This window comes from Bacillus sp. S2(2024) (assembly GCF_050474045.1).
GTDB classification, from domain to species: Bacteria; Bacillota; Bacilli; order Bacillales; family Bacillaceae_G; genus Bacillus_A; species Bacillus_A yunxiaonensis.
In genome coordinates, this window is record NZ_JBFLUS010000003.1 from 1686035 (window position 1) to 1711529 (window position 25495).

General features: G+C 35.9%; 20 protein-coding genes and 3 other annotated features (1 of these 23 only partly in view). Of the genes, 15 read left to right on the forward strand and 5 right to left on the reverse strand.

All coding sequences use genetic code 11. The features are described 5' to 3' along the window. Window positions 1-16: a binding site (T-box leader), on the forward strand (it extends 200 nt beyond the left edge of the window). A gap of 48 nt (window positions 17-64) precedes the next feature. Further along, window positions 65-1753, forward strand: a complete 1689-nt coding sequence (gene argS, locus AB1284_RS08420; RefSeq protein WP_429750194.1) for an arginine--tRNA ligase — start codon at window positions 65-67, stop codon at window positions 1751-1753. A gap of 163 nt (window positions 1754-1916) precedes the next feature. Here argS and AB1284_RS08425 read toward each other — a convergent pair whose 3' ends face one another. Then, window positions 1917-2606, reverse strand: a complete 690-nt coding sequence (locus AB1284_RS08425) for a YjjG family noncanonical pyrimidine nucleotidase (protein ID WP_429750193.1) — start codon at window positions 2604-2606, stop codon at window positions 1917-1919. A 357-nt stretch (window positions 2607-2963) separates the two neighbouring features. Between AB1284_RS08425 and AB1284_RS08430 the strand changes: the two genes are divergently transcribed. The 5 genes from AB1284_RS08430 (at window position 2964) to AB1284_RS08450 (ending at window position 10586) form a co-directional block, all read left to right on the forward strand. Continuing rightward, a complete protein-coding gene (locus tag AB1284_RS08430; RefSeq protein ID WP_429750192.1) occupies window positions 2964-4553 on the forward strand; it encodes a PucR family transcriptional regulator in 1590 nt (529 codons plus the stop codon). A 187-nt stretch (window positions 4554-4740) separates the two neighbouring features. Then, a complete protein-coding gene (locus tag AB1284_RS08435; protein WP_429750191.1) occupies window positions 4741-6228 on the forward strand; it encodes a CoA-acylating methylmalonate-semialdehyde dehydrogenase in 1488 nt (495 codons plus the stop codon). Then, entirely contained in the window at window positions 6215-7555 is a 1341-nt protein-coding gene (locus AB1284_RS08440; RefSeq protein ID WP_429750190.1) for an aspartate aminotransferase family protein, read from the forward strand. Before AB1284_RS08435 ends, AB1284_RS08440 begins: the two co-directional genes overlap by 14 nt. Window positions 7556-7761: 206 nt before the next feature. Further along, a complete protein-coding gene (locus AB1284_RS08445) occupies window positions 7762-9378 on the forward strand; it encodes an amidohydrolase (protein ID WP_429750189.1) in 1617 nt (538 codons plus the stop codon). A 350-nt stretch (window positions 9379-9728) separates the two neighbouring features. Continuing rightward, window positions 9729-10586 carry a nucleoside-diphosphate kinase gene (locus AB1284_RS08450; RefSeq protein WP_429750188.1) on the forward strand — a complete coding sequence of 286 codons (858 nt, stop codon included), beginning with the start codon at window positions 9729-9731 and terminating at the stop codon, window positions 10584-10586. Window positions 10587-10624: 38 nt separating this feature from the next. On the opposite strand, the gene AB1284_RS08455 is transcribed toward AB1284_RS08450, so the two are convergent. After that, window positions 10625-10861, reverse strand: coding sequence for a hypothetical protein (locus AB1284_RS08455; RefSeq protein ID WP_429750187.1), 237 nt, complete (start codon window positions 10859-10861; stop codon window positions 10625-10627). A gap of 249 nt (window positions 10862-11110) precedes the next feature. After that, window positions 11111-11353 (forward strand) — a binding site (T-box leader). A 54-nt stretch (window positions 11354-11407) separates the two neighbouring features. Between AB1284_RS08455 and ileS the strand changes: the two genes are divergently transcribed. Next, on the forward strand, window positions 11408-14509 hold the full coding sequence (gene ileS / locus AB1284_RS08460; protein WP_429750186.1) for an isoleucine--tRNA ligase: 3102 nt from the start codon (window positions 11408-11410) through the stop codon (window positions 14507-14509). Between the two features lie 63 nt (window positions 14510-14572). Continuing rightward, window positions 14573-14785, forward strand: a binding site (T-box leader). Window positions 14786-14894: 109 nt separating this feature from the next. Beyond that, window positions 14895-16187: an aspartate--tRNA(Asn) ligase gene (gene aspS, locus AB1284_RS08465; RefSeq protein ID WP_429750184.1), complete on the forward strand. Its 1293-nt coding sequence runs from the start codon at window positions 14895-14897 to the stop codon at window positions 16185-16187. Window positions 16188-16239: 52 nt separating this feature from the next. On the opposite strand, the gene AB1284_RS08470 is transcribed toward aspS, so the two are convergent. Continuing rightward, window positions 16240-16950 (reverse strand): MerR family transcriptional regulator, encoded by a 711-nt coding sequence (locus AB1284_RS08470; protein WP_429750182.1) that lies wholly within the window; start codon window positions 16948-16950, stop codon window positions 16240-16242. A gap of 149 nt (window positions 16951-17099) precedes the next feature. Here AB1284_RS08470 and AB1284_RS08475 point away from each other — a divergent pair, with 149 nt between their 5' ends. Further along, window positions 17100-17981 (forward strand): alpha/beta fold hydrolase, encoded by an 882-nt coding sequence (locus tag AB1284_RS08475; protein WP_429750180.1) that lies wholly within the window; start codon window positions 17100-17102, stop codon window positions 17979-17981. Window positions 17982-18467: 486 nt separating this feature from the next. Here the strand turns inward: AB1284_RS08475 and AB1284_RS08480 are convergent, their stop codons facing one another. Further along, window positions 18468-19265 carry a lipid II flippase family protein gene (locus AB1284_RS08480; RefSeq protein ID WP_429750178.1) on the reverse strand — a complete coding sequence of 266 codons (798 nt, stop codon included), beginning with the start codon at window positions 19263-19265 and terminating at the stop codon, window positions 18468-18470. A 185-nt stretch (window positions 19266-19450) separates the two neighbouring features. Between AB1284_RS08480 and AB1284_RS08485 the strand changes: the two genes are divergently transcribed. The 6 genes from AB1284_RS08485 (at window position 19451) to AB1284_RS08510 (ending at window position 24719) form a co-directional block, all read left to right on the forward strand. Continuing rightward, window positions 19451-20092, forward strand: coding sequence for a class I SAM-dependent methyltransferase (locus AB1284_RS08485; protein ID WP_429750176.1), 642 nt, complete (start codon window positions 19451-19453; stop codon window positions 20090-20092). Between the two features lie 14 nt (window positions 20093-20106). Beyond that, the gene (locus tag AB1284_RS08490) at window positions 20107-20769 is read left to right on the forward strand and encodes an HAD family hydrolase (RefSeq protein ID WP_429750174.1); all 663 of its coding nucleotides are present in this window, start codon (window positions 20107-20109) and stop codon (window positions 20767-20769) included. 190 nt (window positions 20770-20959) lie between these two features. Beyond that, entirely contained in the window at window positions 20960-22156 is a 1197-nt protein-coding gene (locus AB1284_RS08495) for an iron-containing alcohol dehydrogenase (protein ID WP_429750173.1), read from the forward strand. A 76-nt stretch (window positions 22157-22232) separates the two neighbouring features. Beyond that, the gene (locus tag AB1284_RS08500) at window positions 22233-23672 is read left to right on the forward strand and encodes a GntP family permease (protein WP_429750171.1); all 1440 of its coding nucleotides are present in this window, start codon (window positions 22233-22235) and stop codon (window positions 23670-23672) included. Window positions 23673-23808: 136 nt separating this feature from the next. After that, window positions 23809-24282 carry a tRNA (N6-threonylcarbamoyladenosine(37)-N6)-methyltransferase TrmO gene (gene tsaA / locus AB1284_RS08505; RefSeq protein ID WP_429750169.1) on the forward strand — a complete coding sequence of 158 codons (474 nt, stop codon included), beginning with the start codon at window positions 23809-23811 and terminating at the stop codon, window positions 24280-24282. Beyond that, entirely contained in the window at window positions 24279-24719 is a 441-nt protein-coding gene (locus AB1284_RS08510) for an N-acetyltransferase family protein (protein ID WP_429750167.1), read from the forward strand. Before tsaA ends, AB1284_RS08510 begins: the two co-directional genes overlap by 4 nt. Before the next feature lie 177 nt (window positions 24720-24896). Here the strand turns inward: AB1284_RS08510 and AB1284_RS08515 are convergent, their stop codons facing one another. Continuing rightward, on the reverse strand, window positions 24897-25442 hold the full coding sequence (locus AB1284_RS08515) for an HAD-IIIA family hydrolase (RefSeq protein ID WP_429750165.1): 546 nt from the start codon (window positions 25440-25442) through the stop codon (window positions 24897-24899). Window positions 25443-25495: the final 53 nt, after the last annotated feature.

Sequence of the window (25495 nt, forward strand, 5' to 3'; positions counted from 1 at the left end):
TAAACTCGTCTCTTTTTTAGAAAAGAGGCGAGTTTTTTTATTGATAAAAAGGAGGAAGATACTGATGGAATATAAAATGAAGTTTGCACAGCATGTATTCGATGTATTAGAACCAATTTTATCATTACAACAAATTGCCGCTTTAATTGAAACACCAAAGCAAGATGAATTTGGAGATGCAGCCTTTCCTTGTTTCACATTGGCAAAACAATATAAAAAAGCACCAGCAGTTATTGCGCAGGAACTAGCAGATAAATTATCTCACCCATTTTTTACAAAAGTAGAAGTGGTTGGACCATATGTAAATGTGTTCTTCGATCGCCAAACTGTAAGTAATGAAGTGTTAAATGCAATACTAGACGAAAAAGAAGAATATGGGCAGCTGCACTTTGGGCAAGAAAAAACAGTTGTAATTGATTATTCATCTCCTAATATAGCTAAGCCATTTTCGATGGGGCATTTACGTTCTACAATGATTGGAAATGCATTAAAACATATATGTGAAAAGTGTGGTTACGAAGTCGTTGGCATTAACTACGTCGGTGACTGGGGAACGCAGTTTGGGAAACTTATTACCGCTTATAAAAAATGGGGCGATGAAGAACTTGTCAAAGAAGATCCGATTCGTGAGCTATTTAAGTTATACGTACGTTTTCATGAAGAAGTAAAAGAATATCCAGAGTTAGAAGAGGAAGGACGTGCTTGGTTTAAAAAATTAGAAGATGAAAACCAAGAAGCGGTATATTTATGGAATTGGTTTCGTCATGAATCTTTAAAAGAGTTCTCTCGTATTTACGAACTGCTTGGCGTAGAATTCTCGAATTTTCAAGGCGAGGCATTTTATAATGATAAGATGGATGATCTCGTTTCGCTTCTAGAAGAACACCGTTTATTAGAAGAATCAGACGGAGCACAAGTGGTCAATTTAGAAGCAGAAGGAATGCCGCCATGTTTAATTAAAAAGTCAGATGGTGCTACTATTTATGCAACGCGTGATTTAACAGCTGCATTATATCGTCAAAACACGTATGCATTTGATAAAGCACTGTATGTCGTTGGAGAAGAACAAAGCTTGCATTTTTCACAATTTTTCACTGTATTAAAGAAATTAGGATTTGAGTGGGTAGAAGGTATGTCGCACGTTCCATTCGGACTTATTTTAAAAGATGGTAAGAAAATGTCTACTCGTAAAGGAAGAGTTGTTTTATTAGAAGAAGTGCTAGAAGAAGCAATTATGCTAGCGAAACAAAATATTGAAGAGAAAAATCCTAACTTAAAGAAGAAAGATGAAGTAGCAAAGCAAGTCGGTGTTGGGGCAATTATTTTCCACGATTTGAAAAACGAACGCATGCATAACATCGAATTTTCACTTGAAAATATGTTGAAATTTGAAGGAGAAACAGGACCATACGTACAATACACACATGCCCGTACTTGTTCGCTATTGAAAAAAAGCGATATAGATATTGAGAAACAAGAATTACAGTTAACAGATGATATAAGCTGGACAGTGATAAAATTGTTAAATCGCTTTCCGCAAGTCATTGAAACAGCTTTTGTAAAATACGAGCCATCTCAGATTGCAAAATATTTACTAGACGTGGCGCAGGCGTTTAATAAATATTATGGTAACATTCGTATTTTAGAAGAAAATGCAGAGAAAGAAAGTCGACTTGCACTCGTATATGCGGTTGAAATTGTATTAAAAGAAGGTTTACGTTTGCTTGGGATGGAAGCGCCTGAGGAGATGTAGAGGATGTGAAAGAGAAGGGAATTTAGTGTTTATCAATTTCTTTCTCTTTTTTATTTATAACATTTCAGCTAATTAGTAAACCTAGATTAATTTGATAAAATGAAAAAGGTTGTACTCAAAACGAGTTTTCAATCATTTTGAGACAACCGCTGTCTTAATAAATCTATTTTTTTAGTATATTTTTAAGCTCCATCAAATTTGAAATCTCATAAGTAGGTTTGAGTTCTAATGTATTTACAATTTTATTAGGGTTAAACCAACACGTATCTATACCAAAATTGATCCCGCCTTGTATATCAGAAGTTAAGCTATCTCCTACCATCAATACCTTGCTCTTGTTAGTATGCTGTATATTGTTTAAAGCGTGTTCAAATATTTTAGGGTCTGGCTTTGATGCCTCAACATCCTCAGAAACTACGATATCTTCAAAGTATTTTGCTATAATAGATTTTCTTATTCTATGATCTTGAACATCTTTAAGACCATTGGTAATTATAATAAGTCTATAATCTTTATGCAGACTTTCTACAAGGTCTATACTCTCATCGTATAAGAAAGATGCATAAGATAAATGTTTCATATATAATTGTGCAAATTCAACTTCATCAAATTCAGCATTTAATGTATTTGATAACCGTTTAAATCTTTCAACACTTAATTTTTTCTGAGTAATAAGTCCATCCTCAAGCTCTTTCCATATAGCTGTATTTATATCCTTGTATACTTTTAAATGATGATTTTCATCATATTCTATATTAAACGCAAGCATAGTATTTTTAAGAGCATATTTTTCAGATTTTTTAAAATCAAATAGAGTCTCATCTGCATCAAATATTATAATCTCGTACTTCATACTAATCCTCCAAATATAGTTCGTTTTTCTAGTTATCACATACAAACTTTTTTATAAAAAAGTCTTGTCAACGTACTTATATGATGTCCTATAGCATTTTGTTACAAAATGTCATAACAAGTATAATACCAATCTAGTTTTATATAAAATACTTATTATGCTATACAACACTTTATAAATTACAATATTTATAAAGTGTTGTATATGACATATGTCATATTAAGCAGGGGTTATGAGAAAACTTGAGCAAGGGAAAATTACCTGTATTTAGTTTTTTGTACTTTGTGTAATTTTGAATTTTCAAATAAAATATTATTAGAATTAATGTTTCTAAACTCTAAAGAGGTGTACGATAAAATGAATACAGGGGTTAATTTATCAGTAAAGGAAATCTTAAAGCATAGGCATTTTCAAAATGCGAAAGTGATAGCAGGGAAAGCCGGCCTTTGCCGAACGGTAAAGTGGCTACATATTATGGAAATACCTCGAATTGGAAATCTCTTAAACGGAAATGAACTTATCCTTTCTACAGGAGTTGGATGGAACGGAGATAAAGAAGTTTTTCTTTCATTAATTAAAGAATTTATTGATGCGAATGCTGCGGGACTTTGTATTGAATTAGGAATGTATATGACTGACGTGCCACAAGAAATTATAGAATTAGCCGATTGTCACGATTTCCCATTAATCGTTTTCTATCATGAAGTACGGTTTGTTGATATTACACAAGATGTACATACTCTTTTATTGAAAAAACACTATCAAATGATTTCAGATTTAGAAGACTATTCACATCAGTTAAATCGGCTGCTCCTTACATCTAACTCACAATCAAAAATCTTGCAGCTGTTACATGATTATTTAAAAATGACAGTATTGTACCGTTCAAAAGAAGGTGAAATCCAAATTATTTCCGAAAAAACGCATGATGAACAAGAGAAAATCATTAAATTTTTAAGAGAAGATAATGTGCAAAAGGATGTAACTATTTTTTGTCAATCCATACAAGCTTTAGATCAAAAATTTGGAGACCTCTTCGTCGTTTCAGAATCTGAAATAAATGGATTTGAATCACTTATAGTAGACCGAAGTGCCATAGCATTGGCGCAAAACCTATTACGTGAGTTATATGTTGAAGAACGAAGGAAGGCTGATGAAACGGAATGGATTCAAAGATGGCTCGATGGGGCGCATAGTGAAGAGCGAATTCATAGATACATTACTGAGCTTGAGCCTAATCTCAAAGTAAACGGTTGTATTGTGTTACTCTGTAAAATCGATGACTATGACCCAAAAAGCTCGGGTTTCACTTATTTAAAAATACTCTTTCGTTCTATATTTGAACAGCAGGGTTTCCTTCTTTTAGCTACTGTAAGGAAGAATCAAATGATTTTCATATTGCTGAACAAGCGGAAAATGAGTGATTGGAAACGTAGAATCGAAGCGGGAATCGACCATTTGCAAAAAACAGAATTAATGGAAAAATACAAGGTGGGTCAAATCCAATTTGGTGTCGGAAAATTTATAGATAAATTAAGCCATGTAAAAAAGAGCTATCACACGGCACAAGAATCATTAATCATTCAGGAGAACATGCCAAAAGGACATATGAGCTGTTTTTATGACGATTTACATATCTTTCGTTTAGTGTCGATAGTTAACGAACAAGGAGATCTGGATGATTTTATCTCCGATTATTTAGGCCCTGTACTCATTTATGACCAGCAAAATAACGGAAAACTAATGGAAACATTAAAAACTTACCTTAAGTGCAATGGCTCTAAGCAAGAAACAGCAACAAATTTATATATCGTTCGGCAGACTCTTTACCAACGACTTCAAAAATTAAATGAGCTCTTAGGTGAAGATTTTATGGATTTCCATAAACGACAAGCGATAGAATTTGCCATCACTGCCTATGAATATGTATCTACTTCTGAATCGTAATAAAGTATGTTGAGCACTTTACGCTATGTTTTCTTTCTTTGGACTAGTTGTAAATAAATAGATTGGATATCACCAAAATGTAGTGATTATTTTATAAATAAGTTTACATACTGTCTACTGAAAGCGCTTTCCCGTTCAGATATAATAAATGTACAGAATCGTTATTTCAGAACAGGAGGTTTTCCCTATGGTAGTAACTAACAGCGTACAAACATTAAAAAACTACATTGGCGGACAATGGATAGAATCTACAAGTAAACAGGTTGAAGAGGTACAAAATCCAGCAACGGGAGAGGTTATTGCTCGTGTACCGCTTTCGACTAGAGAAGATTTAGATAGAGCTGTCGCAACCGCTAAAGAAGCCTTTAAAACATGGAGAAAAATTGCTGTGCCTCGACGTGCTCGTATTCTATTTCGCTACCAACAGTTATTAGTTGAAAACTGGGAGGCATTGGCCCGACTTATTACTCTAGAGAACGGAAAAAGTTATAGAGAAGCTTACGGTGAAGTACAACGGGGGATTGAATGTGTTGAATTTGCTGCAGGTGTACCAACTTTAATGATGGGAGAACAACTTCCTGATATTGCTACTGGTATTGAATCAGGGATGTATCGTTATCCAATCGGAGTAATTGGCGGAATAACGCCGTTTAACTTTCCGATGATGGTTCCATGCTGGATGTTTCCACTTGCGATTGCATGCGGAAATACGTTTATATTAAAACCATCTGAAAGAACACCATTGTTGGCTAATCGCTTAGCTGAATTGTTTCAAGAAGCAGGTCTACCAGATGGTGTATTAAATATTGTGCATGGTGCACATGATGTGGTGAATGGCATTCTTGAAAATAAGGATGTGAAGGCAGTATCTTTTGTTGGTTCTCAACCTGTCGCTGAGTATGTATACAAAACAGCAGCAGCCAACGGCAAACGCGTACAAGCGCTTGCAGGGGCAAAAAATCATTCGATTGTCATGCAGGATGCGGATTTAGAAAACGCTGTAAGCAATATTATCGGTGCTGCATTTGGATCTGCAGGCGAACGCTGTATGGCAGCTTCAGTTGTCGTTGCCGTTGGAGATGTTGCAGATGAATTAATCAGTCGACTCAAAAAAGCTGCTGATGAAATTAAAATAGGAAATGGCATGGATGAAGGCGTATTCCTTGGGCCAGTCATTCGTGAGTCACATAAAAAGCGTACAATTCATTACATTGAATTAGGTGAAAAGGAGGGTGCTTCTCTTATTCGGGATGGAAGAAAAGATGAAGGGAATGAAAAAGGATACTTTGTTGGCCCGACGATCTTTGATCATGTCCAACCTGAAATGAAAATTTGGCAAGATGAAATTTTTGCTCCTGTGTTATCGATTGTTCGAGTAAAAACTTTAGAGGAAGCAATTGAACTTACAAATAAGTCTGAGTTTGCAAATGGCGCATGTTTGTATACTGACAGTGCGAGTGCGATCCGTGAATTTCGTGAAGAAATTGATTCCGGAATGCTTGGTATCAATCTAGGAGTTCCTGCACCAATGGCGTTCTTTCCATTTTCAGGCTATAAAAATTCTTTCTATGGTGACCTGCACGCAAATGGAAAAGATGGTGTTGAATTTTACACAAGAAAAAAAATGTTAACGGCTCAGTATGAAAGGAAGGGGAATAACTATGCAAAAAGTTGATCAACGACAAGATTTCGTAAAAAAAGATGAGCAATACGTTTGGCATGCAATGCGTCGTTATAATGCAGCTGCTTCTTCAATGATTGTTACAGATGCAAAAGGGTCGAAAATAACTGATATTGAAGGGAATTGTTATTTAGATGGCATGTCTGGTTTGTGGAGTGTGAATGTTGGATATGGCCGCAAAGAGCTTGCGGAAGCAGCTTATCAACAGCTTTTAGATGTTCCATATTTTCCGTTATCCCAAAGTCACATACCAGCTATTCAATTAGCAGAGAAGTTAAATGAATGGCTTGGTGATGAATACGTCATTTTCTTCTCCAATAGTGGTTCTGAAGCAAATGAAACAGCTTTTAAAATTGCTCGCCAGTATCATCAGCAGTCCGGTGAACACAATCGCTATAAATTTATTTCACGTTATCGCGCTTACCACGGTAATTCAATGGGAGCTCTTGCTGCAACGGGACAAGCACAGCGTAAGTATAAATATGAACCGTTAGGACAAGGTTTTTTACATGTCACGCCACCTGATTCTTATCGTCATACGAAAGAAGAAAACCTTAAGTTTGCTGAAGAAATCGATCGTGTCATTACGTGGGAATTAAAAGAAACAATTGCTGGAGTCATTATGGAGCCGATTATTAGCGGCGGCGGTGTACTTATGCCACCTGAAGACTATATGAAGAAGGTAAAAACAATTTGTGAAAAGCATGGTGTACTTCTTATTGTGGATGAAGTAATTTGCGGCTTTGGTAGAACAGGAGAAAAATTTGGATTTATGCATTATGGTGTGAAACCAGACATTGTCACAATGGCAAAAGGACTAACAAGTTCTTATCTTCCATTATCAGCAACCGCTGTAAGAAAAGACATTTATGAAGCGTTTAAAGGGACGGAAGAATATGATCACCTTCGTCATGTCAATACATTTGGCGGACACCCGGCGAGCTGTGCAGTTGCGTTCAAAAATCTTGAGATAATGGAACGAGAAGGACTCATTGAAAATGCAAGAGTTTTAGGTGAACGTTTCCTTGAAGAATTATCAGAATTAACAAACTATCCATATGTCGGTGATGTACGGGGCAAAGGTTTTTTAATAGGGATTGAGCTCGTCGAAGATAAAGAAACGAAACAGCCTGCAGATATAAAGAAAGTTAATACTGTGATTGAAGCTTGCAAAAAGCAAGGATTGATCATTGGTAAAAATGGTGATACGGTTGCAGGATATAACAATGTACTCATGCTCGCTCCACCGTTAAACATTACAGAAGAAGACTTTGAATTTATCGTCAAAACAATAAAAAAAGCAGTAGCGGAACTTGAATAGGTTTAACCTAAATTAATAAGACAATAAAAACTTCGAAATGCTACAATGTAAACAAGTACATTTATCAGAAATGCACTTGTTTACATTTTTTATTCTGAATTTTCTTAATTTAAAATTAAATTTATTGTCATATCAATTTTGAAGACGGTCATCGGTCGATTGTTCAGAAAGAAGAGACAAAAACAACGATTTAAGGAGGATTTAAAATGGCGGATAGTGTGTTTTTAAACGGTGAAGTAATTACAGTTGATGAGAAAAACAGAATTTCAGAAGCGGTCGCAGTCAAAGGGAACAGAATTATTGCGGTTGGTACAAACGAGGAAATAAAGAATTACATTCATGACAACACGCATGTCATAAATTTGGAAGGAAAGAGTTTACTACCTGGTTTTATTGATTCTCATTTGCATATGGCGGTTATTGGAACGAATAAGCTCGGTATTGATTTCAAAGAGATGCATTTGATATCTTTGGGTGATCTTTTGGAAAAGGGGAAAGCAGAGGCGGAACGGATACCTAAAGGAAAGTGGATTCGGGCATGGGGATTTAATGAAAATATAATTGAAGAAAAGCGTTTTCCTACGAGATGGGAGCTTGACGAGATTTCCACAGAGCATCCAATTATCGTTGGACGTACTTGCGGTCACATTTCTGTAGTAAACAGTAAAGCACTGAAATTGGCCGGTTTGTCAAAAAATACCCCTGATCCGGAGGGCGGAATCATCGGACGGGATAAAAACGGTGATCTTAACGGACAGTTATATGAAACTGCTCATATGAGTATGTATGCACTCGCGCAATTTTCCGAAGAGGAACTGATTAAGGGGCTTACGCTAGCTAGTAATGAGTTTGTTAAATTAGGAATAACGAGTATTCATGATGCCGGCTCATACGGTGCTCCCGTCTTCAGAGCGATGCAAAAAGCGGTTGCTTCTGGGGCTGTGAAGACACGGATTTATGCTATGATCTGTGAACTAAACCATCCTGAAAATTACATTAAGAAAATGATAGATGCCGGTATTTTGTCAGGGATGGGTAACGAGTGGTTTCGAATTGGTCCTGCAAAGGTATTTACGGACGGTGCCAGCACTGGTCCGACAATTGCAACGAGGGAACCCTACACAAGTAATCCAAATGATTGCGGAATTCTCTACTATAGTCAGGAGCAATTGGATGAAATATTGGGAGAAGCACACGAAAAAGGGTTTCAAATTACGGCACATGCACAGGGAGATCGAGCAATTGATATGCTGCTTACTTGCATGGAACGTGCGCTGGAAAAGCATCCGAGGTTAAATCACCGGCATCGGATTGAACATGCGGGGGTGACGATGCCGGACTTGCTTATCCGCATGAAAAAGCTTGGAGTAGTTCCTATTCCTAATCCTGGGTTCTTCTATGATTTTGGGGAAGGGTATATAAGAGACTATGGTGAGCGAGTAAATCATATGTATCCTCTTCGTGATTTTATTGATGCTGGTATCATTGCTGCAGCTGCTTCCGATAGCCCGGTTATCATGCCTAATCCACTTCTTGGTATTCATGTCGCTGTTAATCGCTTGAGTTCATCCGGACAAGAGGTCGGAGCCAATCAGCGTGTTAGCATTTTGGAAGCAATTAAACTCTTTACCTGGAATGGTGCGTACGCAAGTTTTGAGGAAACGATGAAAGGCAGCATCGAAGTAGGGAAAATTGCAGACTTGGTTGTTTTGGATAAACCGATTCTAAACGTTCCTCACGAACAGATAAAGGATATACAGGTTGAACTGACAATGTTGGACGGTGAAATTGTGTTTCAACATTCAACTTCTTTAATTGGATAGCGCATAACTTTATCATGAAAGAATGAGTATCACCTTTAATAGGTGGTACTTTTTTAAACATACAATTACTTATCAAAGAATCTTAAAGTATATTTTATCCCTTTCTCAATATCAGTTGTTTCGTATCCTACTAATTCCTCAAAGGTAATTTGTATTTTTACGTTTTCTGGTTTGTGATAGCTATCTAAATCAATATTCAAAAAGATTTTATATGCACCAACATTAACATTCATTTCAATAATGTTGAAAGTTTGAATTGTATGTATGAACATAATCATTATTATGTTCGCATAAGCAATTTTCCTTTTCTGCCATATAGTATTGCATAGGGTGGAAGGGGGATATAGATATTGAATTGGGACAACATAGGGTTCGTAATATGCAAACCAGACGCAGTATACTTAAATTTAGAACGAGAAATACTGTCGTTTCTTGAGCAGAGAGGATTTCAAATTCTTGCCTGCAAATATGTGACGATTACACCAAATTTATGCAGGCGTTTATATTGGGATGAAAATAAGGAGTATTCTGAATGGTGGTGGGAATTAGAATCTGAATTCTTGAATTTAGGAGAAAGTTTATGTGTGTTGGTTCAAGGTACACCACAACCACCGTATAAATCGGTTTCCGAGCTGATTGAAAAAAAGTGGAAGGGAAATTTCAAGCCTGAAAAAGCAAAGAAAGGAACGATACGATGTACGCTTGGGGCAATGAATGGAATATTTAATCTATTTCACTCTGCTGATTGTACAAACGCAGTGAAACGGGAAGCGTCATTGTTTTTTACAGCGGAAGAGATAGAACAATTAGCATGTGAAAATGCTTCATGCGTACTTAAGCAAAAAAAAGCGGGCAATCTTGATGTTATAGATATATACTTTCGTATCAAACGGCAATGTATACAAGTTTCATCCATGCATACGAAAGTAAAGAAAAGATATATAAGCTATCTTGATAAGAAACAACGTCAAGCCATGAGGGTAAACAGGTCAATGAAGCAGCTTTGGTTATATAAAACTTTGCAGGAGGAATATCGGATGTTTTACATGTACATTGGCAAAAACAAGCTACTAGAGTGTATAACTAACAACAAAAATTTTAAAAGAATAAACTTCCATATACTATTTCAAGCGTTCGATAAAGCCGGTTTAAAACTTACAAAATGGGAAACCTGTTTGTTTAAAACGACAATGCTAAGTTTTACATAAAAACCTTCAGTATACTGAAGGTTTTTATGTCGGTGTGATCATTCATGAAAAAATCCTAAAGCATATTTTACTCCTTCATGAATATCAGTTGTTTCGTATCCTGCTAATTCTTCAAAGGTAATTTTCATTTTTACTTTTTCTAATTCGTAACCACTGTCTAAGTCAATATTCAATAGAACTTCATATCCATCAGGAGTAACATTTGTTTCGATGATGTTAAAAGTTTGAATTGCTGTACCTGTTTCATAATCGATTGGTTCTAAAAAATCTGCCATAAAAACACCACCATTTCGTTTTAAGATATAGTACTGTAAGTATGAATCGTACAATGTTTTCTTGATAGTAAACGTTTTAGTTCTTTCAGTAGTTTAACCATGCGATATTCTGATATTCATGCTACGTTCCAATAGATGCGGAATAAAAAAGGGTAGTAAAGGTAACAATTAAATATAGATCGAGTTAAAATTCTGAATTAGTTGACAATTAATGTTCTATTGGAATACAATAACTGTTAATAAAAGTATACAAATCTGATGACGAGAACGAGTAAAATATATCGCTGTTCCCCAGAGAGCCGGTACTTTGCTGAAAGCCGGTGTTCGGTGTATATTTGAAAATCATCTCCGAGGAGTCGAACTGAACATAGTAAGTTCGAACGGTTGTCTACCGTTACAAGGAACGCGTATGATTGTACGTTGCTGAGTGCTATTGATTGAACGGTTAATCAATAGAAGTAGGGTGGTAGCGCGGGTAAACCCGTCCCTAAAGATAGGGACGGGTTTTTTGTGTACTTTTAATTATTTCATAAGGAGTGATTGTAGATGAAGAAGGTAGATGTGAAAGAATTAGCTGTAAGGAGAGAAGCGCGAATTCGTAAGCAATGGAATGAACAGGATACCTTTATGCAATCGATTCGAAATCGTGAAGGTGCACAATCTTTCGTTTTTTATGAAGGACCACCGACTGCAAATGGTCTTCCGCATGTCGGTCATGCGCTAGGACGGACAATTAAGGATTTGGTCGCAAGGTATAAAACGATGACGGGATACAAAGTGTTACGTAAGGCTGGTTGGGATACACATGGATTACCAGTAGAACTAGGAGTTGAAAAACAGCTTGGTATTTCTGGCAAACATGATATTGAAAAGTACGGTGTAGAAGCCTTTCTTGCAAAATGTAAAGAGAGTGTATTTACGTATGAAAAGCAGTGGCGTGAATTTACAGAGAGTATCGGTTATTGGGTTGACATGAATGCGCCGTATATCACGCTAGACAATTCTTATATCGAAAGTGTTTGGCATATTCTTGGAACGATTCACGAAAAAGGGTTGTTATATAAAGGTCACCGCGTTTCTCCTTATTGCCCAAGTTGTCAAACATCATTAAGCTCACATGAGGTAGCGCAAGGATATAAAACAGTGAAGGATTTAAGTGCAACTGTTAAATTTCAGCTTGCAAATCGGGAAAACGAGTATGTTCTTGGATGGACAACAACTCCGTGGACGCTTCCGGCTAATGTAGCGTTAGCGGTTCATCCAGAGATGGAATATGTTCGAGCGCAGCAGAGAGAAAACGTTTATATTGTTGCGAAAGAGTTAGCGAAAGAGGTACTGCTGCAAGAATATAAAGTGTTATCTGTTCACAAGGGAAGCGAATTAACAGGACTTTCTTATGTACCACCATTTCAGTTTACAGAGGTGACAAATGGTCATTGTATTGTAAGTGCTGATTTTGTCACCGCACATAGTGGTACAGGAATTGTGCATATCGCGCCTGCTTACGGGGAAGATGATTATAAAGTTGTCCAAGAACATGGTTTATCATTTGTAAATGTTGTGAATGAGAAAGGAGAATATACATCTGATGTTCCTTTTTTACAAGGAAAATTTGTAAAAGAGTGTGACGTTGATATTGTTCGCTATTTAGCTGAACATGGTCTTCTTTATCATAAGGAGAAGTATGAGCATAGTTATCCACATTGTTGGCGCTGTGATTCACCGCTATTGTATTACGCAAATGAGAGTTGGTTTATTCGAACAACTGCTTTAAAAGAGCAGTTTTTACAAAATAATAATGAAGTTGCATGGCACCCAGGGCATATTCAACATGGACGGTTTGGGAACTTTTTAGAAAATATGGTTGATTGGAATATCAGTCGAAAACGATATTGGGGTACGCCGCTTAATGTATGGGAGTGCGAAGGGTGTAATCATCAATTTTCACCGAAAAGCATTGAGGAGTTAAGAAATTATGCAACTAGTGCTGTAGATGGAAATATTGAACTGCATAAGCCATATGTAGATGAAGTAAAAGTAAAATGTTCGAAATGCGGTGAAACGATGAAACGTACGCCAGAAGTTATTGACGTTTGGTTTGATAGCGGTTCGATGCCGTTCGCACAGTATCATTATCCATTTGAAAATAAAGAGTTATTTGAAGAACAATTTCCAGCAGATGTCATTGCTGAAGGAATTGATCAGACGCGCGGTTGGTTTTATAGCTTACTTGCGGTGTCTACGCTGTACACTGGCAGAGCACCATATAAGCGTGTATTATCACTTGGACATGTGTTAGATGAAAATGGTCAAAAGATGTCAAAAAGTAAAGGGAATGCGTTAGACCCAGTAGATTTAGTAGAGAAATTTGGAGCAGATGCGTTGCGGTGGGCACTTCTTGTAGATAGTGCGCCGTGGAATCCGAAACGATTTTCAGAACGAACTGTACAGGAAGCAAAATCGAAGCTAGTAGATACATTGTTAAACGTATATGGCTTTTATGTACTGTACGCAGAGTTAGATGAATACAATCCAAAACAGAAGTATAGCATAAAGAAGACAAAGCTGGATGAATGGGTAGTATCAAGATTGCATAGTACGATTCAGAAAGTAAGATGTTCTTTAGAAGAATATCAATTTACAACGGCTGCTCGTGAAATAGCATCATTAGTTGAAGAGGTAAGTAACTGGTATGTAAGACGTTCACGTAGTCGTTTTTGGGCATCTGGTATGGATGCTGAAAAAGCAGCGGCATATGATACGCTTCATGAAGTACTTGTTACAACCAGTAAGTTGGTTGCACCGTTTACGCCGTTTTTAGCAGAGGATATTCATTTGAATTTGGAAGGAAGCAGTGTCCATTTAGCAGATTATCCAGCATTTGAAGAAACGCTTATCAATACGCAGCTTGAAAAAGAGATGGCAGCTATTTTGCAAGTAGTGGAGCTCGGACGCAGTATTCGCAATCAACATACATTAAAAGTAAAACAGCCATTAGCAAAACTTGTTGTATTTGAGCATAAGAAGCAAGAAATGGATTGGGATTCTTATAAAGAGATTGTAATGGATGAACTAAATGTGAAAGAAGTTACGGTCGAACATAGCGAAGCCGGTTATATGTCATATCAGTTAAAACTAAACTTTAAACAAGCAGGACCGAAATTCGGAAAGCAAATCAATACGGTAAATAATTGGCTGCAAAACTTATCTAGTGAAGAAGTAACTGCGTTTATAAACAGTGAACAAGCAACATGTCAATTGCTGTCTGGAGAATCTGTCACTGTAACATTAGATGATGTGTTTGTTGAAAAAGTGCCGAAAGCAGGATTTGCTGATACTACGAACGGATTATATACTGTCATGATTGACACGAATGTAACGGATGAATTGCTGCAGGAGGGAATGGCGCGAGAATTTATTCGCGCTGTGCAGGAATATCGAAAACAACTAAATTTACCTGTGAACTTGCGTGTAAATATTGAAATTCAGGGTGATGATGAACTGCAACGTGTATTAACAGAGTATAAAGCGTTGTTGCAAGAAAATTTACTCATGAAACAATTGCTATTTAATGAATTATTACAAAATGCAGAACAAATTCAAGTAGGAAATAAGAAAGTGTTGATCAAGCTTAGTTCAGTGAGTTAAAAAAATATTCAAAAAAAACAACTTGCATTTTGTAAGTTAAAAGGATAGAATATTCCGTAAATAAAAAAAGCGATGAGCAGGAAAAGTACATCGTGACCTGATCTACAGAGAGCAATCGTGAGCTGAGAAGATTGCGGTGCAGCGTGATGGAAAGACACCTGTGAGCGTTATTTTGAACGTGAACAACTAGTAAAAGTAAACGGCACCTACCGTTATCAGGCGAAAAGTGGTCAATGTGACAATTTGGGTGGTACCGCGGTGAAATCCGTCCCTTATATAGGGGCGGATTTTTGTATTCTTTGAAGGAGGTGAGCGGCTGTGGACGACGATGACAACGATAATAATAAACATACAATCATACAATTTAAAATAGGAGGCGGAATATATGAGTCAACAAACGAAGCGGTCGCTTATCAGCGAATGTACACCGCATGAAACAGTTGTGTTAAAAGGATGGGTAAAGAAAATTCGTCATCTAGGAAATATAAGTTTTTTATTACTCCGTGATCGAACAGGTGTCATGCAATGTGTCCTTGAAAAAGAATGGGCTGGATATAAGGTAGAAGTAGAAAGTGTTGTGCAAGTTACAGGAAAAGTGATTGCAACAGATAAAACGGAACTTGGAGTAGAACTATTAGTTGAGGATGTACAGCTTCTAAACACTGCAGAACAGGTTCCATTTGAAGTGAATAAAAAGAAACTGCAAGTTGGTTTAGATCAAATGTTACATTCTCGAACGCTATCACTTCGGCATGAACGAGTGCAAGCAATTTTTACAATTAAATCAATGCTTGCCCATGCCTTTAGTGAATATTTACTTCAAAACGATTTTACAAGAATTTTCACGCCGAAAATTGTCTCACAAGGAGCAGAAGGTGGAGCTAACGTATTTCAGCTTCATTATTTTGAGAAAGAAGCATATTTAGCACAATCACCACAATTTTATAAGCAAATGATGGTTGCAGGTGGATTAGAACGTGTTTTTGAAGTGGCACCGGTGTACCGAGCTGAACATCACAATTCATCTCGTCATTTAAACGAATATATTTCATTAGACGTAGAGCTTGCATTTATTGAAGATTTTTATGAAGTGATGCAGCTTGAAACGGATGTACTTCGGTATATGTTTGAAAAAGTTCAACAATATTGTGTAAAGGAATTACAGTTGCTTCAAATTGACATACCAGTTATTACAAAGATTCTGAAATTAACGGTTACGGAAGCGCAAGACATTTTACAAAAAGAGTATCGAAAAGAATCTCCAATAGGTGACTTGGATTCAGAAGGAGAAAAATTGCTTGGAAAGTATGTAAAAGAGACATATAACAGTGACTTTGTCTTTATTACTCATTATCCGAAAGAAATACGTCCCATGTATACGATGCCAAATAAAGAGAATCCTTCTGTAACAGACTCTTTTGATTTGTTGTATAAAGGATTAGAAATCACATCAGGTGCGCAGCGCATTCATAATTATGATATGTTAGTTCGTTCTTTCGGAGAAAAGGAATTAAACGTAGAAAACTTCCAATCATATATTGATACGTTTCGCTATGGATGTCCGCCGCATGGAGGGTTTGCTATTGGATTAGAACGGCTTGTATATAAATTTTTAAACTTATCGAATGTTCGTGAAGCAAGTGCATTTCCAAGAGACTGTACGCGGTTAGTACCGTAATATAAGTTTTGATTAGTAATGAAAAAGGGGTAAGTCGATGCTTACCTCTTTTTTAAGTGTTCATTTCTTGGTAAAAGCTTATATATTTCATCAGCTCTGCGATTCCTTTAAATTGAAACAATAGTTGATCATTTAGATTTTCCAAAGCCAGTTGAAAGGAACGTTCGATTTTATTATAGTTTTGTGTGTTTAATTCATTTAAAAGCTGCTTCATATTTTCAATATAATAAACGGTTTTTCTCAAACTGCTGATGACCAGTATTTTACGTAGTTCTGTTATCGTAAACATTCTATAGCCGTTTTCTTTATTTCTTTCCGAATGGACTAACCCTTCATATTCCCAATGGCGAATAGCCGAAGCATTTACGCCTGCTATTTCTGCAGCCTCCCCAATACTCATAAACTCCTTTAATTTTCCATTTTTATATTTCGTAAAATTAGCACTTTGAATCATTGCCAGTATTTCTTCCACCCTTTGTTTTTCCAGCTGTATATGAAATTGTTGTTCATTTACTAACCAAAGAGCTTTTTCAAAGCTTTCGTTTTTAATCATTCTCATGACTTCATAGACAATGGGTATCTCATACCCTTTTAATAAAGTCCTAATTGTAGTAAATGCTTGAAAGTGTATGGATGTATAGAATCGATGATTACTTTCCGTTCTTGGTACATCAGGAATGAGATTTTGTTTTTCGTATCTTCTCAAAGTTGTTGTACTAACATTTAAGGAATTTGCAATTTGTTTAGGCGTATATCTCTCCATTTTTAACTCCTTATTTAAAGTAAAACCTTCAAGTGCTACAATAACATATTTGTAATGAATTTCTAATATATCAAGAAAAAATAGCGCAAATCCGAAAGATTGCATGAATGTTATATGATATTAGTATAAACAATTTGGGAGTGATAGAAATGGAGAGTTTCATAAAACTTACGGATCAATCAGAATTAAAAGTTGGCTTAGTTGGTAATCCGAATTTTAAAACAATCATGCTGCCAGTAGCTAAAGACTCCGTTTTTGGCGAAGAAGCTGAAAACTTAAAGCTGTGGGGATTAGACCCTGAATTTGGAAAACACTTTGTCGAGGGACTGCAAAACAAGTTTCAGGTTTTATATTTTGATTATGAAGGACATCGTTTGAAACACCCGAATCCAGAGAATCTAACATCTGAAAACATAGTAAAAGATCTATTATTAATTGCTGACGAGATGAATGTTAAGAAATTTAGCTATTATGGATACTCTTGGTTAGCTTTAGTTGGACTACAATTAGCAATTAGGACAAATAGATTAGAAAGCTTAATAATGGGTGGTTTTCCGCCAATGGATGGGCCATACAAAGAAATGTTGATTGTAACTAATAAGACATATGAACAGGCATGGAATAACCAAGATTCCCTTGTCTTTAATGAGCAGGATAAGACTAAAAGTCCAGAAAAGATTGATTGGGATAACATAAAGGTGAAAATTAACACGAATCAAACCAAACAGTTTGTAACGTTATATAAGAATTTAAAGGAATTTGATGATCGAGAAATTCAACACAAACTAGCTATTCCAAGGCTAGCGTTTGCTGGTGAAAAAGACATTATTATTTATGGAGAAAACTTTGGAAGTGTAACAGTTGATATTGGCGGTACACTGCAAAAAAATAAACAAGTGCTAGAACACTTAGGATGGGATGTAGAAATTTTGGAAGGAGAAGGCATGGATCACATCAAAGCCATGCAACCTGCAACGGTTCTGTCATTAATAAAACCTTGGTTGGTCAAAAATTCTAATAGTACTCCTTAAACTGAATAAGATCCTCAATTGCTTTGTTTATAAAACATCATTTTAGTTTGCTTTTAACCAAGTCGATATATTAAATCAATGTACAAGATTTCCTTTCCTAAACAAATGGACGCGATTCTTAAATAATCCTTAGATTTAAAAGATTTTATTGTTATATATTTTTAGTGCAATGAAGTAATCTGTATCAAAAGTTAAACAATTTTATAACCCCGTTCTGAAACCGAAACGGGGTTATATGTGTATGTGGTTTTAAACATTAAACAACTTCGATAAATTACCATATATTTAGAGGTAGTAAGAAGGGGATTAAAAGATGGTATGAAAAAGAATGTAAAAGACCGTAGGAAAACTTATAAATAATAATTCCTTATCAATAAAGAAACAAAACAATTCGCGGCGGGTTTTAAGTGCTGAACATAAAAGGTTAAAAATAGCGTGATAAAAAAGGTTCTCATAAATAATAAGAACTTTTTTACCACGCTATTTTCAATTCGTAATTGAAATAATCCACAGTATCCAATGAGCTCCTGGTACAAAAAGCACTTGGGCAAGTAATGTTCCTAAAAATCTAGAAATCATTAACCATCCATACATTTTTCCCATTGTTTCCGCACCGTTTTCTTTTTGGAGAGCTTGTTCGGTTAGTAAGGCAATTCGCGGATCTAGCAATACTGTAAGTAGAATGGTAGCAAATCCATTAATAAGGCCAGATGCAGTAGTAGCAGTAGTAGCATAAGTTGGATTTAATACGGAAGCATACAAGGCAGCAAGTACGCCAGCGGTATAAATTGCTGTTGCAATCATATTAATGAGCATAATACGTTTTGGAATACCGCCAATTCGCAAACGATGAATCATTTCTAGTTTTGGAAATCTAATATATTTTTTTGTATAGCGCAGTTTTTGCACATTATTTGTTTTCATCATCCGGATGAATGATCCTTCTATTTCAAATTGCTGAATGACATATCCAAATAATTTTGTAAGCGTTGGATACAAAAATAGTGCAAGTAATGTGCCTATGGAAGCTGCTAATAATATAAGGCGTATTGTAGCTTCCATATCGATATCACCATGTATTCGAGCTCTGTCTACAATTCTACCAAGCATAACCGCTTGCAGAAGGTTCGATGTTCTGGAAACAAGTAATACAATTCCTATGATTGCTAGTGCTACCGTAATCTTTTTTAATCGAACTCCAGCTAAGCGAATGCTATAGGAGCTCGTTTCCACAGCATGGATAATCATTGTAAAAAGCATAATGAAAATTAATTTTGTCGTCATATGTATTCACCATCTATTACAAATTGGAAAATAAATCTAATCATACATGATAAGAAAAATTTTGTACATATTGATTTTTTTGTTAGATGGTAACTTGTGGTTTGTTTATTATTGGAATATTTACATTTGAATGATTGTTTTGTAAAATGGTAAAGGTTGTGGCTGGAATGATAAGGGGGATGGCAATGAAAACATATTACAGTAATCGAGCGAGAATTTATGAAGAGGTATATTTTCGAGAAGACCCTATTAGACAGGCAGAATTAATAGAAATAAAAAATGTTTTGAAAGAAAAGCTTGCTGGGAAGAATGTACTCGAGGTTGCTTGTGGTACAGGATATTGGACGCAATATGTTGCTGAAACGGCTCAGCACATTACTGCGATTGATTACTCAGAAGAAGTACTTACTATAGCGAAAGAAAAACAACTTTTGTCATCTAAAGTTTCCTTTGTACAGGGGAATGCATATAAATTGAATCAATTAACAAAAACATTCGATGGGGCTTATGCAAACTTTTGGTTTTCCCATATACCGAAAGAAAATATTTTCTCTTTTTTAGAACAATTTCATGTAGTTTTAGAAAAAGGATCTATTGTATGTATGGCAGATAATATGTATAACGAAGAAATTGGCGGAACACTTATTTCTAAGATTAATGATGAAAATACATATAAAATCCGTTCATTAGCAGATGGCCAGCAATATGAAATTATAAAAAATTATTATTCGAAGGAAGAACTTACAGCTATTTTCGAACCATTTGCAACTGATTTAGAGATTCATATGAATACATGTTTTTGGTTCATATCATATAAAGTAAAGTGAGCGGAGGGGAATAAATGTATACAACTTTTTTATTCGATTTAGATGGCACATTAACAGATCCGAAAGAAGGGATTGTAAATTCGGTCATATATGCCCTGAGAAAAATGGGGATTGATGAACAAGATGATAAAAAATTATTATCTTTTATCGGTCCGCCGATTCAACATTCATTTGCTAGTATATATAGAATGAATGAAAAACAAGTAACCGAAGCAGTAACATATTATCGTGAATATTTTCAAGATAAGGGGATGTTTGAGAATCACGTATACAAATACATTCCTAGTGTTTTAGATGATTTAAAGAATGCAGGTAAACGCTTATTTGTGGCAACATCTAAACCGACTATATTTGCAAAACAAATTTTAGAACACTTCCATCTTGCGCATTATTTTGAAGAGATTGTCGGTAGTAATTTAGATGGGACACGTATTGCAAAAACGGACATTATTCAGCATATTTTACATACATATCACGATTTAGAGAAAGGTCATGTGGTTATGGTAGGCGATCGAGAGCATGATATAATTGGAGCGCAGCAAGTTGGGATTGATTCTATTGGAGTAATGTATGGATATGGTAGTAAAGAAGAATTAGTGGCAGCGGGAGCTACTCATATTATTGAAGAAGTAGAACATATAAAGAAGTGTGTTTATGTATTAGAAAAAATAGATTGATAAAATTTGTTTAGAAAGATAAGGTGGTCACCTTGTCTTTTTTTGTATATGGATGTTATAAAAAATGACTATATTTGGCATTTAAAAGAGGAATTTTAGTTGCGAAGTGGAATTGTAAAAGTAGCTTGTTATGTAAACTGTTATTTCTAACGAAGCTAGTATACGGATGAAAAAAGAAGGAGGGGTATATTTGCAAGGAATTTCAGAATTTAGAGTACCTGAGACAGTCTTATATGGAACAAATGCGTTAGAAAAACTAGGAGAAAAGGCAATTCAGTATGGCAAGAAAGCATTGATAATAAGCGATTCTATTATGAATGAGCTTGGCTATGTAGACAGGTGCAGGAAAATGTTAACGGCTAAAAAAATAGAAGTTGTGACTTTTGTTGATGTGAATACTGAACCGACAGATGAGCACGTATTACGAGCATTAGCTGCTTGTTATGAGAATGAATGTGATCTTGTTATAGGACTTGGCGGAGGAAGTTGTATTGATGTTGCAAAGGCCGTTGCTGTTATCGCAACAAACGGAGGGAATATTGGAGAATACGTTGGTAATCAATATCCGATAACAAAGGTACCTCTATCTCTTATTGTTATTCCAACGACTGCCGGAACAGGATCTGAAGTTACGAGTGCGACTGTTATTACAAATACAAGCACAGATGTAAAAATGATGATTAAGCACCCAAGTTTTATACCTCAAGTAGCTATTGTAGATCCATTATTAACAGTGTCTACTCCACCTCATGTAACAGCTGCAACAGGAATAGATGCGTTATGTCATGCGATAGAGGCATATATTTCTCGATTGTCACAACCTCTTACTGATATATTTGCACTTTCAGCAATTGAAAAGATTATGAAATACCTTCGTATTGCTTATGAAGATGGCCAGAATATAGAAGCTAGAGAGCAAATGATGCTTGCGTCAATGCAAGCTGGAATTGCTTTTACAAATGCGTCTGTAACATTAGTTCATGGAATGTCCCGTCCTATTGGAGCAATGTTTCATGTTCCTCATGGTTTATCAAATGCAATGTTACTTCCAGCGGTATTAGAGTTTACGAAAGAGTATACAGTGAAACGTCTCTCGGATATTGGGCGTACAATCAGATCAGATTTGAAAGCGCTATCAGATGAAGGGTTTACACATCTTACTGTTAATGAAATAAAGCATCTTTGCACAGATTTACGTATTCCAAATATGAGAGAATATGGGATAGATAAAGATAAGTTTGAAATGGTTATAGCAAAGATGGCGAAAGATGCACTTGCAAGTGGGAGTCCAAGTAACAATCCTCGCATTCCTTCGTATGGAGAAGTGATAGAATTATATCGAATTTGTTACGATTATAACTTTATAGATTGCGAAGAAATTGTGTGAAAATATAAAACCAATCCAAGGTTAATAAACTGAAAATTCTATAAATATTTCCTTGGAAATTACAAAGGAGGAACATATGGAATTAGTAATCATTTTATTAGCACTTAGTATGCTAATGTTTGTGGCATATCGTGGGTTTTCTGTCATTTTATTCGCACCGATTTGTGCTCTGTTTGCTGTTTTGTTAACAGAACCGACTTACGTTTTGCCTTTTTTCTCAAATATTTTTATGGAGAAAATGGTTGGCTTTATTAAATTATATTTCCCTGTATTTTTACTAGGAGCGATTTTCGGAAAAATAGTTGAAATGTCAGGAATCGCAGAATCTATCGCAAAGACAATTATCCAAATTGTTGGTGTGAAACGAACGATACTTGCAATTGTATTAATGGGAGCTATTTTAACATATAGTGGCGTCAGTGTATTTGTTGTGGCATTTGCTATATTTCCGTTTGCAGCTAATTTGTTTCGTGAGGCAAATATTCCGAAACGTCTCATTCCTGGTACAATTGCACTTGGAGTGCTTACTTTTACAATGGATGCACTTCCAGGAACGCCGCAAATTCAAAATGTTATTCCGACAACATTTTTTAAGACAGATATTTATGCCGGTCCTTTCTTAGGAATTACGGGAGCTATTTTTGTTTTCATAGTCGGTATGGTGTATTTGGAAAGACGCCGTCGTAAGGCAGAAGCGCAGGGCGAGGGATATTATGGGTTTAAAGATGGAAATACTGAAATGGCGGCAGCCATCGAAGCAGAACAAAGTGTAAAACCGCCAATTCAAACGGTTGATATTACACCGCTTCGTCAAGTGCTCGCCTTTGTTCCGCTTATTTTAGTAGGTGTGATGAATAAATTTTTTACAATTGCTATTCCAAAATGGTATCCAAATGGTTTTGATTTTGCATCCATTGGTTTAAAAAGTTTTGGGAAAGTAGAATTGTCTGGAGTACTTGGCGTGTGGTCAGTAGAATTAGCACTTGTAATTGGCATCGTAACAACAATTCTTTTAAATTGGAAGCGTGTATTTGTAGACTTTCAAACTGGGTTAAATGCAAGTATTGGGGGAGCATTACTAGCGGCAATGAATACAGGTGCAGAGTATGGATTTGGTGGTGTGATTGCAGCGCTTCCAGGATTTGGGGTGATTCGTGATAGTATTTCAACAACTTTTACGAATCCACTTGTTAATGGGGCAGTTACGACAAATGTGCTTGCAGGTATTACAGGATCGGCTTCTGGGGGAATGGGAATAGCATTAAGTGCAATGTCTGATAAATATATTGCAGCTGCAGAGCAATTTCATATTCCATTAGAAGTCATGCACCGTATTATTGCAATGGCATCAGGGGGAATGGATACATTACCGCATAATGGGGCAGTTATTACATTACTGGCAGTAACGGGATTAACTCATAAACAATCGTATCGGGATATTTTTGCACTTACAATTATTAAAACTGTAGCGGTATTTGTTGTAATTGGCACGTATAGTTTAACAGGTCTAATATAATATTTAGAAAGAAGAGAAAGTTATGTTCTTTCTCTTCTTTCTTTACATAATATTATTATGTAAACTTAAGTGTTATTCCTGGAAAGTATTCAGAAAATATATTATAATGTAAGGGGTTACAAAAAGGGGGGATACGATGTTTTCGTTACAACCGATCGCTTTTGTACATAATGAACGAATTGCTGTGGAAGATGATTTGTGGGGAGAAATCGAGTCTGTTATTGAATTGACGGATGCATATAAAGAAGAGAGTTTACAAGAGATTGAACAATTTTCACATATCGAAGTTATTTTTTATTTTGATAGAGTAACAGATGACAACATTCAGTACACGGCAAGACATCCTCGAAATAATGAAGAGTATCCGAAAGTTGGCATTTTTGCACAGCGAGGGAAAAATCGTCCGAATAAATTAGGTGCTACGATTGTAAAAGTAGTACGTAGAGAAGGAAAGAAATTAGTTGTGCAAGGGTTAGATGCGATTGATGGTACCCCTATTTTAGATATGAAGCCAGTTATGAAAGAGTTTTTGCCAAGAGAAGAAATCAAGCAGCCAGATTGGGCAACGGATTTAATGAAGAACTATTGGAAAGGAAGCGAAGAGAAATGAGAATATATCAAGCATCTATGGAAGACTTACAAGGAGTAGCAACATTATTTAATGAGTATCGTATGTTTTATAGACAAGATTCTAATAAAGAAGAAGCAGAACAATTTTTACGTGAACGTTTAGAGCGAAAAGAATCAATTATTTTTGTAGCAGTAGAAGATGGGAAGTATGTAGGGTTTACACAGTTATATCCTTCTTTTTCGTCCATTTCTATGAAAGAGTTGTGGATTTTAAATGATTTATTTGTGCAAAAAGATGTGAGAGGATCTGGGGTAGGGAAACAATTACTAAAAGCAGCGGAGCAATTTGCATTGGAGACGGGAGCAAAAGGGCTAAAACTTCAAACTGAGGTTGATAATGTAACAGCGCAGCGTTTATATGCAGAAAACGGTTATATAAGAGATAGTCGTTATTTTCATTATGAATTAAATTTGTAAAAATCCATATATAACTAGTGATACATAACCAAGCATATAATGATTCAGTCTCATAACATATGAATATGTACGGACAAGCTTTTCATAGAGAAATAGTTTTAGTATTTTATCGTTGAGGTATGCAAGGGCGAATAGAGTAATTAAACAGCAATGCCGTTTTAAATGGCATTGCTGTTTTTATTTTGATATAGGATGTGTAAAGAGCCAAGAAATAGCGTCCTCTAAATTTTCTGCAATATAATTAGCTTCCATGTTCGCCCATTTATGACGATATGTATGCAGAGCGTCATATCCAGCACCTGTTTGTACTAAAATCGTTGTTGCACCAACTTTTATACCTGCAACGATATCACTCCAGCGATCACCGATTACAACACATTTTGTTAAATCGAGATTATGTTTTTCCGCTGCTTGAAGAAGCATTCCTGTTTCCGGTTTACGACATGTACAGCCATCACTTTGCCGGTGCGGGCAAAGATATATGTCGTCAAAACCGAATGCTTCTAATTCCTCAATAAAATCTTCTTTTGTTGCTTTGCCATCAGCAATACCAGGTTGGTTTGTAAAAGAAAATAGTTGTATATTTTGTTCTTTTAGCTTATCTAGAACTATCTTAGTAAATGAAAATAACTGAAATTCCCCAGGATAATGAATCGTTGTATCGCCGCCGATTGTACCGTCACGGTCGATGAAAATAGCTTCGATGCTTCGTTTATTTATCATAGTATTGTCCTTTCACGTCGTTTGCTAGAAATGTTTTATAAAAAGGTGTGCAT